General features: G+C 62.2%; 13 protein-coding genes. 1 reads left to right on the top strand and 12 read right to left on the bottom strand.

The window, feature by feature from the left end:
• Positions 1-22: 22 nt before the first annotated feature.
• From metK to pyrR, 12 genes are all read right to left on the bottom strand, one after another.
• Entirely contained in the window at positions 23-1,252 is a 1,230-nt protein-coding gene (metK, locus tag EU811_RS14730; protein WP_142939090.1) for a methionine adenosyltransferase, read from the bottom strand.
• Positions 1,253-1,328: 76 nt separating this feature from the next.
• A complete protein-coding gene (gene coaBC, locus EU811_RS14725; protein ID WP_142939089.1) occupies positions 1,329-2,579 on the bottom strand; it encodes a bifunctional phosphopantothenoylcysteine decarboxylase/phosphopantothenate--cysteine ligase CoaBC in 1,251 nt (416 codons plus the stop codon).
• 27 nt (positions 2,580-2,606) lie between these two features.
• Complete coding sequence (rpoZ, locus tag EU811_RS14720) at positions 2,607-2,867, bottom strand: DNA-directed RNA polymerase subunit omega (protein ID WP_017197559.1); 261 nt, start codon at positions 2,865-2,867, stop codon at positions 2,607-2,609.
• A gap of 39 nt (positions 2,868-2,906) precedes the next feature.
• Positions 2,907-3,479, bottom strand: coding sequence for a guanylate kinase (gene gmk / locus EU811_RS14715; protein ID WP_011774946.1), 573 nt, complete (start codon positions 3,477-3,479; stop codon positions 2,907-2,909).
• Positions 3,480-3,500: 21 nt separating this feature from the next.
• On the bottom strand, positions 3,501-3,827 hold the full coding sequence (gene mihF, locus EU811_RS14710; RefSeq protein ID WP_142939088.1) for an integration host factor, actinobacterial type: 327 nt from the start codon (positions 3,825-3,827) through the stop codon (positions 3,501-3,503).
• Between the two features lie 97 nt (positions 3,828-3,924).
• Positions 3,925-4,800, bottom strand: coding sequence for an orotidine-5'-phosphate decarboxylase (gene pyrF / locus EU811_RS14705; protein ID WP_142939087.1), 876 nt, complete (start codon positions 4,798-4,800; stop codon positions 3,925-3,927).
• Entirely contained in the window at positions 4,793-8,101 is a 3,309-nt protein-coding gene (gene carB, locus EU811_RS14700) for a carbamoyl-phosphate synthase large subunit (RefSeq protein WP_142939086.1), read from the bottom strand. Before carB ends, pyrF begins: the two co-directional genes overlap by 8 nt.
• On the bottom strand, positions 8,101-9,324 hold the full coding sequence (gene carA, locus EU811_RS14695; RefSeq protein ID WP_187697189.1) for a glutamine-hydrolyzing carbamoyl-phosphate synthase small subunit: 1,224 nt from the start codon (positions 9,322-9,324) through the stop codon (positions 8,101-8,103). Before carA ends, carB begins: the two co-directional genes overlap by 1 nt.
• 4 nt (positions 9,325-9,328) lie before the next feature.
• Positions 9,329-9,850, bottom strand: coding sequence for a PH-like domain-containing protein (locus EU811_RS14690; protein ID WP_142939084.1), 522 nt, complete (start codon positions 9,848-9,850; stop codon positions 9,329-9,331).
• Positions 9,850-11,175, bottom strand: coding sequence for a dihydroorotase (locus EU811_RS14685; RefSeq protein ID WP_142939083.1), 1,326 nt, complete (start codon positions 11,173-11,175; stop codon positions 9,850-9,852). Before EU811_RS14685 ends, EU811_RS14690 begins: the two co-directional genes overlap by 1 nt.
• On the bottom strand, positions 11,175-12,182 hold the full coding sequence (locus EU811_RS14680) for an aspartate carbamoyltransferase catalytic subunit (RefSeq protein WP_142939082.1): 1,008 nt from the start codon (positions 12,180-12,182) through the stop codon (positions 11,175-11,177). The genes EU811_RS14685 and EU811_RS14680 overlap by 1 nt, the downstream gene beginning before the upstream one ends.
• Positions 12,179-12,763 carry a bifunctional pyr operon transcriptional regulator/uracil phosphoribosyltransferase PyrR gene (gene pyrR, locus EU811_RS14675; protein WP_024816826.1) on the bottom strand — a complete coding sequence of 195 codons (585 nt, stop codon included), beginning with the start codon at positions 12,761-12,763 and terminating at the stop codon, positions 12,179-12,181. Before pyrR ends, EU811_RS14680 begins: the two co-directional genes overlap by 4 nt.
• Positions 12,764-12,918: 155 nt before the next feature.
• Here pyrR and EU811_RS14670 point away from each other — a divergent pair, with 155 nt between their 5' ends.
• Positions 12,919-14,169, top strand: coding sequence for a PrsW family intramembrane metalloprotease (locus EU811_RS14670; RefSeq protein ID WP_208095851.1), 1,251 nt, complete (start codon positions 12,919-12,921; stop codon positions 14,167-14,169).
• Positions 14,170-14,215 lie beyond the last annotated feature (46 nt).

Genomic DNA, 14,215 nt, shown 5'->3' with positions numbered 1-14,215 from the left:
GACGGCTTGCAGGAACAACACCTCAGGCGTTGAAGTATTCCTTCAGGTCCGCCACCCGGTCCAGCCGTTCCCACGTGAAATCCGGGTCGTCGCGACCAAAGTGACCGTGGGCCGCCGTCTTGGCATAGATGGGCCGTTTGAGATCCAGGGCGTCGATGATGGCCCGCGGACGGAGGTCGAACAGCTCATCGATTGCTTCACTGATGCGGGCCGGATCAACGGTTTCCGTGCCGAACGTCTCAACGTAGGTTCCCACCGGGCGTGCCTGGCCGATGGCGTAGGCAATTTGGATCTCAGCACGCTTGGCCAGTCCGGCGGCCACAACATTCTTGGCAACCCACCGCATGGCGTAAGCTGCCGAGCGGTCCACCTTGGACGGATCCTTGCCGGAGAATGCGCCACCGCCGTGGCGTGCGAAACCACCGTAAGTGTCCACGATGATCTTTCGGCCTGTGAGCCCGGCATCGCCTACCGGACCACCAATGACGAACGCGCCCGCGGGGTTCAGAATGTTCGCAGCGTGTGCGATATCCAGGTTGGACGCCGACATGACGGGGTCGATCACATAGCTGGCCAAGTCCGCGCGCAGCTGCTCGAGGCTGGCGTCTTCAGCGTGCTGGCTGGAGATGACCACCGTTTCCACGGAAACCGGCCGGTCGCCGTCGTAACCTACCGTGACCTGTGTCTTGCCGTCCGGACGCAGGTAGGCCAGCTCGCCGTTCTTGCGGACTTCGGTGAGGCGTTCTGACAAACGGTGCGCCAGCCAGATGGGAGTTGGCATGTAGGACGCCGTCTCGTCGCTGGCATAGCCAAACATGATGCCCTGATCGCCGGCACCCTGGAGGTCATAGTCATCCTCCTGGCGGCCTTCGCGGGCCTCAAGTGAGTTGAACACGCCACCGGCGATGTCGTTTGACTGCTGGCCGATGGACACGGACACACCACAACGGGCGCCGTCGAAACCGTTGGCGGACGAGTCGTAGCCGATGCCCAGGATGGTTTCGCGGACAATCTGCGGAATTTCTACGTAAGCGTCGGTGGTGACCTCACCAGCCACGTGCACCAAGCCTGTAGTGGCCATGGTTTCAACGGCCACACGGGATTCAGGATCGGCAGCCAACAGGGCGTCCAGGATGGAGTCGCTGATTTGGTCGCAGATCTTGTCCGGGTGCCCTTCGGTGACCGATTCGGACGTGAAGAGCCTGAGCTTGGACGGGGTGCCATGGTGTTCATGGTGCAGCGGTAAAGTCACTCGACCACCTTACTGGGTTGCGGGACGGCGGTATTTGCCGTGTGTCCCTTTGCTAAGAATTCGGGTGTGGGCTCAGTTACATGGCCGGGAAGACCCGGGTGAGTTCAGCCCCTACCCGATCAATGACGGCAGCGGCGACGTCGGCCTTCGAGCCGGCGGCTGACTCAGGGTCCGCACCGTGACCGGACAAGATAACGACGGAATTCTCATCCTGTCCGAACACCCGGCCAATGCCCACCTGGTTCACCACCAGGAGGTCACAGCCCTTGCGCTTGAGCTTGGCTGTTGCATGCTCCAGGACGTCGCCATGGGCGTCACCGGTTTCGGCTGCGAACCCTACAATCAACTGTTGGCCGCCATCGGCATTACGACGCTCCACGAGCTCGTGCAGGATGTCCGGGTTCCGGATTAACCGCACAACGGGCGCGTCCTCGCCGTCCACCTTCTTGATTTTCGTATCCGAGACCTCTGCCGGACGGAAGTCCGCCACGGCGGCTGCCATAATCACGACGTCGGAATCCGCCGCCGCTTTCAGCGCTGCCTCACGCAGTTCCAAGGCGGATTCAACGCGGACGAGCTCGACGCCGGCAGGCGGCTCAACGTCCATGTGAGCCGCGATAAATCTCACAGTTGCCCCGGCAGCCAAGGCTGCAGCAGCCAGTGCCGCACCCTGCTTGCCGGACGAGCGGTTTCCAAGGAACCGGACCGGGTCCAGAGCTTCACGCGTGCCACCGGCAGAGATCGTCACGATCCGCTCTGCCAGCGTCTGCTCCGCGGCGGTAACAGCCTGGGTCTGTTCTGCGGCTTCTGTAAGAGCCATGGCCGCAGCAAAAATTGCCTCGGGCTCGGGCAGGCGTCCGGGACCCGAATCGGCACCCGTCAGGCGACCGGAGGCAGGCTCCAGCACGGTGACACCACGGCTGCGCAAGGTCTCCACGTTGGCTTGGGTTGCGGCGTGCTGCCACATTTCCGTGTGCATGGCGGGTGCAAACAGAACCGGCCCGTGGGCCATGAGGAGGGTGTTGGTAAGGAGGTCGCCCGCTTGTCCGGTTGCTGCTTTAGCCAAAAGGTCAGCGGTAGCAGGAGCAACTACTATCAGGTCTGCCTCATGCCCTAGACGAACATGATTGACCTTCTCGACGTCGTCAAAGACGCTGTTGCTCACAGGGTTACCGGAGAGGGCTTCCCACGTGGCCACTCCGACGAATCGGGTAGCGGCTTCCGTAGGGATGACCGTCACCTTGTGACCGGATTCAGTAAAAAGCCGGAGGAGCGATGCAACCTTATAGGCTGCGATCCCTCCCCCGACTCCGAGGACCATGCGCACGTGACCTCCGTCAACAGGCAGTCTTTATTATTCTGCGGGCTCGATCGGCGTGGAAACCAGCAAGCCTTCGTTGATCTCGCGCAGAGCGATGGACAACGACTTCTCGTTCAGCTTGGTGTCAACCAGCGGGCCGACGTACTCGAACAGGCCCTCGTGCAGCTGAGCGTAGTAGGCATTGATCTGGCGGGCGCGCTTGGCGCCGAAGATGACCAGGCCGTACTTGGAATCAGCAGCCTCAAGCAGCGAATCGATCGGCGGGTTGATGATGCCTTCAAGGTTCGTGGACACGAATTCTCCAAATTTTAGCGGGCCAACAAATGCAAGCGCTTAGCGCTGGTGCGGGGTAAGCCCCATGAGTGAAACAAGCTCGTCCGCTGCCCGGCGAACGTCGTCATTGATGACGGTGTGGTCAAACTCCGGTTCAGCAGCAAGTTCCAGTTTAGCGGTTTCCAGCCTGCGCTGCTGTTCCTCGGGAGTTTCGGTGCCGCGGCCCACCAGGCGGCGAACCATTTCGTCCCAGCTGGGCGGCGCCAGGAACACAAAATTCGCGTCCGGGACGGCAGCTTTTACCTGTCGCGCGCCCTGGAGGTCGATCTCCAGAAGTACAGACTTACCGTCTGCAATAGCGGCATCAACTGTGCTTCGAAGGGTCCCGTAGCGGTTCTGGCCATGCACCACAGCCCACTCCAGGAGTTCACCCTCTGCCACCAGGGAGTCGAACTCCTCAGCAGACTTGAAAAAATAGTGGACCCCGTCCTTTTCACCCGGACGCGCAGCCCTGGTGGTTGCCGAGACTGAGAGCCAAACCTCTGGATAGTTGTCCCTGATGTAGGTGGATACGGTTCCCTTGCCAACGGCAGTGGGGCCTGCAAGGACAGTCAGTCCGGGTTTCTTGCTCACGGATTCCTTCGGGGAGATGCGTCAAACGCTTTGCTGGGTATCCATAAAATCTACCAGCGCCCGGGCCTGATGAATTCCCAGGCCTCTGATGCGCCGCGATCCTGCAATGCCAATCTCCGCCATAATCCCGGCAGCCCTGACGGGCCCGATACCCGGCAGGGCCTCCAACAACTCCACTACCCGCATGCGCGCAATCGCGTCGTCGGTGGCTCCGGAGGAAATCAACTCAGCAATGCTGACTTCGCCGCGCTTGAGTCTCTCCTTGGCGGCGGCACGCACTGACCGCGCCTTGGCAGCTTTCTCAAGCGCATCTGAACGCTCCTGCGGTGTCAGCTCTTTAAGGCCCACTGCCAAACCCCTGTCAGATCGCACATGTGATCCAGATCACGCGGACTGATCCTGAACTTACCGGCAGGGGCCCGGTTGCGCAATGAGCATGGACAACTTACTCGAAGCGAAGTCCGCGCAAAGTTTCCTCAGTGGCAGCACGGAGGCTTGCCAAGGACGGTCCTGCCGCCAGGATCCCCCGGCTGGAAGTGGCCAGGACCGTGGGGTAAGCAGCGCCAAACGTTGTGCGAAGGTCAGCTGGAGTGGCGCCCTGGGCACCGAGGCCAGGGGCCAATATTGCACCGCGCACAGGCGCGAGTTCAATATCCAGATCATCCAAGGCAGAGCCGATGGTTGCCCCTACCACCAGGCCAACTGACCCCATGGAACCGCTGTACCGCTGGTTCTCGAGGGCTGCGGCAGCGGCAATCCTACGCGCCACGGAATCACTTCCACCGATGTGCTGCACAGACTTTCCTTCGGGGTTCGATGTCAGTGCAAGCACAAACACTCCCCTGCCATACTGCGCAGCAAGGTCCAACGCCGGGCGCAGCGACTCAAAGCCCAGGTACGGGCTAAGCGTCACCGAGTCCGCGGCCAAGGAAGAACCGTCACGCAGCCAGGCATCCGCATAGGCGGCCATAGTGGAGCCGATGTCGCCACGCTTGGCGTCGGCGATGCTGAGCACGCCCGCATCCGCGGAGGCGGTGAGCGTCCGTTCCAGCACAGCCATGCCGGCCGAGCCGTGGCGCTCGTAGAGCGCCACCTGCGGCTTGACCGCGGCAGCGAGGGAAGCCACGGCCTCAACCACCGTCAGCGAGAAGCGCTCCAAGCCGGCGACGTCGTCGGTCAATCCCCAATCGGCCAAGAGCTGCGGGTGGGGGTCGATTCCGACGCAGAGCGGGCCGCGCGCGGCCATGGCCGCAGCCAGCCGGGATCCGAAAGACTCCCCGGCCGGCTGCTGGCCTTGCTGTGGTGAAGCAGACTCAGGCATTGGCTGCTTCCATTGCCGCTGACAGGTTGGCTGCGTGCTCCTGCAGGCTGGTCACCGACCATTCGTAAGTGCGCAGTGCCTCAATGGCCTGCACTGCGGCATTGAACTCGGCAACGGTGGTGATGCAGGGAATGCCAATGGACGTTGCCGCAGCACGGAGTTCGTAACCGTCGCTGCGGGCTTCGCCGCCGGAGGGTGTGTTGAAGACCATGTCGATCTCGCCGGCGATGACCAGATCCGCAATGGTGCCTTCGCCCTCTGCGCTGCTGCCTTCGGCCACCTTACGCACAGGGGTTGCCTGAATGCCGTTGCGGCGTAGGACGTCAGCGGTGCCACCGGTGGAAACGATCTCGAAGCCCAGGTCCGAGAGGCGCTTGACGCCCATAATCACTGAGCGCTTGTCACGGTTGGCTACCGAGACGAAGATCTTGCCCTGGGTGGGCAAGGCGTTGTTCGCTGCGGCCTGGCTCTTGGCGAACGCGGTGTCGAAGTGCTTGTCGATGCCCATGACTTCACCGGTGGAGCGCATTTCCGGGCCGAGCAGGGAGTCCACAACCTTGCCCTCAGGAGTACGGAAGCGGCTGAACGGAAGGACCGCTTCCTTGACGGCAACCGGCGCGTCCAAAGGCAGGGTGGAACCGTCACCGGTTTCCGGCAGCATCTTGTAGGCGCCGCGGAGCTGGTTGATGGTGACACCTGTGCCGATGAGCGCAGCGGCCTTGGCCATTTGCACGCCTGTCGCCTTGGAAACGAAAGGAACGGTGCGGGAAGCACGCGGGTTGGCTTCAAGGACGTACAGGACGTCGGAGGCCAGCGCGAACTGGATGTTGATGAGGCCTCGGACGCCAACACCTTCGGCGATGGCCCGGGTTGCCGTGCGCACACGCTCAATCACGTTGTTGCCCAAGGTAATCGGCGGAAGCACGCATGCGGAGTCACCGGAGTGGATGCCGGCTTCCTCGATGTGTTCCATGATGCCGCCGAGGTACATGTCGGTGCCATCGAAAAGTGCGTCGACGTCAATTTCGACAGCATCTTCGAGGAAGCGGTCAATCAGCACCGGGTGGTCCGGGGTGATTTCCGTGGCATTGGCGATGTAACGGGAGAGGTTTGCTTCGTCGTAGACGATCTCCATGCCGCGGCCGCCCAGGACGTAGGACGGGCGGACCAGCACCGGGTAGCCGATTTCGTCGGCGATCTTCTTGGCGTCCTCGAAGGACACGGCGGTGCCGTTCTTCGGGGAGGTCAGTCCGGCTTCATCCAGGACGCGGGCAAAGGCGCCGCGGTGCTCCGCCAGGTCGATCGCTTCCGGCGAAGTGCCCAGGATCGGAACACCGGCATCAGCGAGCTGTTGGGCCAGCTTCAGCGGGGTCTGGCCACCGAGCTGGACGAAGACACCCATGACTCCACCGGTACGCTCCTCTGCAGCAATGACCTCAAGGACGTCCTCAAGGGTCAGCGGCTCGAAGTAAAGGCGCGTGGAGACGTCGTAGTCCGTGGAGACGGTCTCCGGGTTGCAGTTGACCATGACGGTCTCGTAGCCGGCCTTGCGCAGCGCCATGGAGGCGTGGACGCAGGAGTAGTCGAACTCGATGCCCTGGCCAATGCGGTTGGGCCCGGAGCCCAGGATGATGACGGAGGGCTTGGCGTGCAGGCCTACTTCGTCTTCCTCGTCATAGGACGAGTAGTGGTAGGGCGTGTAGGCAGCGAACTCAGCGGCACAGGTGTCCACCGTCTTGTAGACCGGACGAATACCCAGTGCTTGCCGGACGCCCCGGACTACTGCCTCATTGTTATGTGTCAATGCACCGATCTGCTCGTCGGAGAAGCCGTGACGCTTGGCGTTGCGCAGCATCTCCTCAGTGAGAACGCCGGCCTTGCGGATCTCCTGCGCCGTCTCATTGAGGAGCTGGAGCTGGTCCAGGAACCAGGGGTCGATCTTGGTGGCTTGGAAGACCTCTTCCACCGTGGCGCCCCCCAGGAGCGCACGCTGCACCTGGTGCAGTCGTTCCGTGGTGGGGCGCTTGGCCCTCTCGATGAGCTCGGCAACCTCGTACTCCGGTACGGAGCTGAAGTCCAGCTGTGAGCCCTTCTGTTCCAATGAGCGAAGGGCCTTCTGGAGGGCCTCGGTGAAGTTGCGGCCCATGGCCATGGCTTCGCCCACGGACTTCATGGTGGTGGTCAGGGTGTTATCCGCTGCCGGGAACTTCTCGAAAGCGAAGCGCGGAACCTTCACTACCACGTAGTCCAACGTCGGCTCGAAAGAGGCAGGGGTTTTCTGGGTGATGTCGTTGGGGATTTCGTCCAAGGTGTAACCAAGGGAAAGCTTGGTGGCGATCTTGGCGATGGCGAAGCCGGTTGCCTTGGAGGCCAACGCGGAGGAACGGGATACGCGGGGGTTCATCTCGATCACCACTACACGGCCTGTTGCGGGATCGATGGCGAACTGGATGTTGCAACCACCGGTGTCCACACCAACTTCGCGGATGACCGCGATGGAGACGTCGCGCAGCTTCTGGTACTCGCGGTCCGTGAGGGTCAGGGCCGGAGCTACCGTGATGGAGTCACCGGTGTGGACACCCACGGGGTCGAAGTTCTCGATGGAGCAGACCACAACGACGTTGTCGTTCTTGTCGCGCATCATCTCAAGCTCGTATTCCTTCCAGCCGAGGATGCTCTCTTCAAGCAGGACCTCGGTGGTGGGGCTGTACTGCAGGCCCTGGCCGACGATGCGGCGGAGGTCGTCCTCGTTGTAAGCCAGCCCGGAGCCCAGGCCACCCATGGTAAAGGACGGGCGGACCACCATGGGGTAGCCGAGGTCCTCGGCAGCAGCGAAGGCTTCTTCCATGGTGTGGATGATGTGGCTGCGTGCGGACTCTGCGCCACAACGCTCCACGACGCCCTTGAACTTCTCACGGTCTTCGCCGAGCTCAATGGCGGCGATGTTCGCGCCAATGAGTTCCACGTTGTACTTCTCCAGCACACCGTTCTTGTCCAGCGCGATGGCCGTGTTCAACGCAGTCTGGCCGCCGAGGGTGGGCAGGATGGCGTCCGGGCGCTCCTTGGCGATGATCTTTTCCACCACCTCTGGAGTGATGGGCTCTACATAGGTGGCATCGGCGAATTCGGGGTCCGTCATGATGGTGGCCGGGTTGGAGTTCACCAGGATGACCCGCAGGCCCTCCTCCTTCAGGACGCGAAGTGCCTGGGTACCGGAGTAGTCGAACTCAGCCGCTTGGCCGATAACGATGGGGCCGGAACCGATGACAAGGACGCTCTTGAGATCTGTACGCTTGGGCATTACTTCTTGTCCTCAGTCTTGGAGTCGTTGGAGTTGGCGCCTGTGGCCTTGGACTTGGTGTCGGCCATGAGGTCGATGAAGCGGTCGAAGAGGTACGCAGCATCGTGCGGTCCGGCCGCAGCTTCGGGGTGGTACTGGACCGAGAAGGCGGGGATGTCGAGGCAGGCGAGTCCTTCGACGACGTCGTCATTGAGCGAAATGTGGCTGACTTCCACACGTCCGTATCGTTCTTCCGGTGCCACGGTGGCCCCGTTCAACGGGGCGTCAACGGCGAAGCCGTGGTTCTGCGAGGTGATTTCCACCTTGCCGGTCCGGCGGTCCATGACGGGCTGGTTGATGCCGCGGTGGCCGTAACGGAGCTTGTAGGTGCCAAAGCCCAGGGCCCGGCCGAGGATCTGGTTGCCGAAGCAGATACCGAAGTACGGGAGCTTCTCATCCAGTACCGAACGCAGCAACGAAACCTGGTTGTCAGCGGTTGCAGGGTCTCCTGGACCGTTGGACATAAAAAAGCCGTCGGGCTTGACAGCGTTGACATCCTCCAGGGTGGAGGTGGCCGGAAGGACGTGCACGCGCACGCCACGCTCTGCGAAACGCACCGGAGTCATGGCCTTGATGCCGAGGTCAACGGCTGCGATGGAGAAGCGCGGCTCGCCTTCCCAGCCGTGGTCCTTTGGTTCCACGACGTAAGCCTCGTCAATGGAGACTTCCTCCGCCAGGGCTGCGCCTTCCATGGGGGCGCTGGCGAGGACAGCGTCCAGCAGTTCTTTGTCGGTGGCGTGCGCGGCCTCACCGGAGAAAATGCCGGCCCGCATGGTCTTGTGCTCACGGAGGTGGCGGGTGATGGCCCGGGTGTCTACGCCCTGGATGCCGACGATTCCCTGCTCCACCAGTTCCTCATCGAGGCTGCGCTCGGAACGCCAGTTGGAGGGGCGACGGGCGGCGTCGCGCACGATGTACCCGGCCACCCAGATGCGGCGGGATTCAGCGTCTTCGCTGTTGACGCCGGTGTTGCCGATGTGCGGCGCTGTCTGCACCACCAGCTGGCGGGCGTAGGAGGGATCGGTAATGGTCTCCTGGTAGCCCGTCATGCCGGTGGCGAAGACTGCCTCACCGAGAGCGGTTCCCTGGGCTCCGTAGCTGCGGCCGCGGAACATGCGGCCGTCTTCGAGCACGAGTACTGCTGCTGAGGGGGTGGGTGTGGTGGCTGCTTTACTATCCGTCACTTTATTACTTTCCACTATCGGCTTCTGCCTGAGGGGCTGCGGAGATCAATTCTTGGAGGGCTTCGAGGAGGAGCTGCTTGTCGGCTGCATGCCTGGAACGGAATCCGGTGTCCAGTTCCCGGGAGCCAAGCTTCCAGTTGATGACCAGGAGTCCGTCTTTTTCGACGAATTTTCCGGCCATGCCATTGGTTTCCCGGCTGTCGACCAGAGCTGAGCGCGGGATGAAGACCGGAGCGGCACCCGCTCGGTCGAACAGCACACCTTCGGCGTGGATGCTCAGTTCAGCGTTGGTGCGGATACCCAGGCCCTGGACTGCTATCCGGTCCAGCCAATCGCCGGCCGTTGTGGTGGCCACGTATTGGCCGTCTGCCACTACCGTGGCCGGCGTCAGCTGCTTCGGCACCTCGGGGAGGCGTTCGACGTCGGCTTGTCGCCTTAGCCTGTTGCGCCATCCCAGCCAGATCATCGCCAGGACGACGACAATCAGCGGCACCGTGATGAGCACGGTCAGTGTTTGGTTGTCCATTAGTTGCTGCCGACCGCCGGGTACCTGTACGGCGTGTTGAGCTGGCCATCAAGGACCGTGGGGTGGCCTTTGAAGAAGGTTGCCACCACGGATCCGGGCAGCTCCTTGCCCTTGAACGGTGAATTGCGGCCCATGGTTGCCATTTTATGCGGGTCAACAGTCCAACGCGCAGCCGGGTCCACCAGGATGACATTGGCAGGTTCGCCAACCTCCAAGGGACGGCCCTGATCGGCGACGCGCCCAATGACTGCAGGGGTGAACGAGGTAACCCTGGCGAAATCAGCCCACGTCATGAGGCCGGTTTCAATCATGGTCTCCTGCACCACGGACAGTGCGGTTTCAAGACCGGTCATGCCCATGGCTGCTTGCGCCCATTCGCATTCCTTATGCTCGCTGGGGTGCGGGGCGTGGTCTGTTCCCACGACGTCGATGGTGCCGTCGGCCAGGCCCTCCCGGAGGGCCTGCACGTCGGCATCGGTGCGCAGCGGGGGGTTGACTTTGTAGACGGGGTCGTAGCTGCGGACCAGCTCATCAGTGAGCAGCAGGTGGTGCGGAGTGACCTCGGCGGTGACATTGATTCCACGGGCCTTGGCCCAGCGAACGATCTCCACGGAACCCGCCGTGGAGACGTGGCACACATGGAGGCGGGAACCAACATGCTGGGCAAGCAGAACGTCGCGGGCGATGATGCTTTCCTCTGCAACAGCGGGCCAGCCGGTCAGTCCAAGCACGGCCGACACCGCGCCTTCGTTCATCTGTGCCCCGGCGGTAAGGCGCGGTTCCTGCGCGTGCTGGGCCACTACGCCGTCGAACGCTTTGACGTATTCCAAGGCGCGGCGCATGATGACGGGATCGTGAACGCAGATGCCGTCATCGGAGAACATCCGGACCTGGGCGCGGGAATCGGCCATGGCGCCCAGCTCTGCCAGTTGTTCCCCAGCCAAACCCACGGTGACTGCACCAACAGGACGTACATCCACCCAGCCGGACGCCCGTCCCAGGCTGTGAACCTGCTCCACAACGCCCGCAGTGTCCGCCACCGGGTTGCTGTTGGCCATCGCGTGGACGGCGGTGAAGCCACCCAGCGCCGCAGCGCGGGTGCCGGTCTCCACCGTTTCGGCGTCTTCACGTCCGGGTTCGCGCAGGTGGGTGTGAACGTCCACCATGCCAGGCAGTGCAACGAGGCCCTGGGCGTCGATGACAGTTGCGTCCTCCGCAGACAGGTCCTTGCCGCGAGCTTCGATGACGCCGTCGCGGATCAAGAGGTCTTCAGCTTCGCCGCCCAGGATGGCGGCCCCACGAATCAGGTAGGTCTTCTCGGCCATCAGTTGGTCTCCTTGCTGGACTGGCTAAAGTTCGGGGCGGCTTCACGGGAATCCCCGGAGAGCAGCAGGTAAAGGGCGGCCATACGGACCGAGACACCGTTTCGCACCTGGGCGAGAACGGTCGAACGCGGCGAATCGGCGGCTGCCGAGGAAATCTCCAGGCCACGGTTCATGGGGCCGGGGTGCATGATGATGGTGTCCTTCATGCCGAGATCGTCCAGCGCACGGAGCCTTGCGTCGTCGAACCCCCAGCGGCGGGAGTACTCGCGGGTTGAAGGGAAGAATGAGGCGTTCATCCGCTCACCCTGGACGCGCAGCATCATCATGGCGTCGATGCCCGCTTCCAGTGTCTCGTCCAGGTTGTAACTGACCTTGCAAGGCCAGTGCTCGACGCCGATGGGCAGCAGCGTGGGTGGCGCCACGAGCGTGACCTCGGCGCCAAGGGTCTTGAGCAACCACACATTGGAACGGGCAACGCGCGAGTGCAGGACATCGCCGGCAATCGCTACCCGCATGCCTTTGAGGTCTGCCCCCGTGGACTCAATGCCGTTGACCTGCGACCAATGCCGCCGCATGGTGAAGGCGTCCAGCAGTGCCTGCGTAGGGTGCTCATGGGTGCCGTCGCCAGCATTGATGACGGCTGCGTCGATCCAGTCGGTGGCAGCAAGCCGGTGCGGTGCGCCGGATGCCCAGTGCCGGATAACGACGGCGTCCGCACCCATGGCTGCAAGTGTTTGCGCCGTGTCCTTGAGGGACTCCCCCTTGGAGACCGAAGATCCCTTGGCAGCGAAGTTGATGACATCGGCTGACAGTCGCTTGGCTGCCGCCTCAAAGGAGATGCGGGTACGGGTGGAGTCCTCGAAGAAGAGGTTCACCACCGTCCGGCCGCGCAGTGCCGGGAGCTTCTTTACTTCACGCTCGCCGACGGCGGACATTTCCTCCGCCGTGTCCAGAACACGGATGGCGTCGAAAAGACTGAGGTTTTCGGTGGAAAGAAGATGCTTCATTTACCGGCCTCGATAACAACCTCGTTGACGGGCACGCCGTCTACGGAATCGATCTCCTCGAGATGGACCCGGACCTTCTCCGATGAGGAAGTGGGCAGGTTCTTGCCCACGTGATCTGCCCGGATGGGAAGCTCACGGTGTCCCCTGTCCACCAGCACCGCAAGACGGACGATGCGTGGGCGGCCAAGATCAACCAAGGCATCCAGAGCCGCGCGGATGGTCCGGCCGGAGTACAGGACGTCGTCAATCAGGACAACAACTTTGTTATCTATGCCTGACAGCGGGAGCCGGGTGTGGCGTGGTGGCCGGGTGGGCTGATGGGAAAGATCGTCACGGAACATGGTGACATCCAACTGACCAACCATGGTGTCTGCGTTAACCGTGGGGTCCGCGGCAGCGATCTTGTTGGCAAGCCGCACAGCCAAGGGATAGCCGCGGCTGGGAATGCCCAACAGGACCAGGTCCTGGGAGCCTTTGTTGGCTTCGAGGATCTCGTGGGCGATACGAGTGAGCGCACGATCAATGTCCGCCTGATTGAGGACAACCCGCGACGGCACGTGTGCTGAAGTGACTTCAGTCATCGCTCGTCTCCCCTTTCCCCGCCTCACGGGACGGAATTAAAAAAGGAATATTTGCTTTTCAAAACTACCACAGCGCCCCTTTTCCACCTCACCGGGGACCGCAGTGACGCGTGAGTTTAAGCTCACACTCCGTGCTGTGGAATAGGCTCGTGCCCATGACCATGAACCACCACGGCCAACCAGGCGGACAACCTTATCCGCGTCCTTACCTGGAACCTGGCGCCAACCCAACGTGGATTGGCCGCGTCCAGCCCGGTAATTACCAACCGGCCCCCGGCAACCCGACGACCCTCCCGCAGCAAACCTGGGCCATGCCGCCAGCGCCGCAGCCTCGCCGGTCCTGGGGGACGCTCCCTTTACTCATCGGAGCAACCGTGCTGGTCCTCGGCAGCCTGTTCCTGGTGGTGCCGTTTCTCCTCGGCAACACCGGCATCAGCGGGTTTGTCATCGGCTTCATTGCCTCACTGATTCCACTCTCCGTAGTGCTGCTGACGGTACGCCTGATAGATCGCTGGGAACCCGAACCAAAAAGGCTCCTGTGGTTCGCTTTCACGTGGGGTGCCGCGGTTTCCATTGCCGGGACACTGCTTATCCAGCCGCTCTTCGCACTTGCAGCTCCCACCTCCAGCGAAGAAGCATTCACCTACTTCATGGCAACGGTCCAAGCCCCCATCGTGGAGGAATTCACCAAGTCGCTGGGGTTGCTGGTCCTGATCCTCGCAGCACGCAAATATTTTGACGGACCTGTTGATGGGGTGGTGTTTGCCTTCACCATTGCCGCGGGCTTTGCCTTCACGGAGAACATCCTCTACTTCGGCCGCGAAATAGCCTCATCATCAGATCCAAGCACTGACCTCATCCGGATCTTCATCCTCCGGGGTGTCATGTCGCCCTTCGCGCACGCAGTTTTCACGGGTACAACCGGACTGATCATGGGTTTCGCTGCGCGCAAATGGCATTCGGGGTACGCGGTCCTGGCCTTCTTCATCGGCTTGTTGCCTGCGATGTTCCTGCACAACCGGTGGAACAGCATGGGCCAGAACTTCCTGGTGGAGTACTTCGTGGTTCAGGTACCGATCTTCCTGGTGGCAGCGGTGGGAATCATCCTCCTCCGGGTCGCTGAAGGAAAACTGACCCGCCAGCGGCTGCTCGAATATGCCCGGGCAGGCTGGTTTACTCCCGCAGAAGTGGAGATGCTGGGTACCTCCCGAGGCCGACGGCACGCCATTGGGTGGGCGTCCTCGCGCGGGCGTGGTGCGCAGATGAGGGCCTTCATCAAAGGGGCCACAGCCCTGGCATTTACCCGCCAACGGATTCTCAGCGGCCGCGACGTCCATGTCCATCAGCATGACGAGTTCGAGCTCCTCAGGAAGATCCCAACGCTTAGGGCAGCGGTCCTCCAGTAAACACAAAAGAACCCGCATCCAGTGGATGCGGGTTCTTCAGCGGCCA

This window comes from Arthrobacter sp. TS-15 (assembly GCF_006964045.1).
GTDB lineage: Bacteria > Actinomycetota > Actinomycetes > Actinomycetales > Micrococcaceae > Arthrobacter.
The sequence above is the reverse complement of the archived record's forward strand: the minus strand, read 5'-3'. Positions and strand labels throughout refer to the sequence as shown.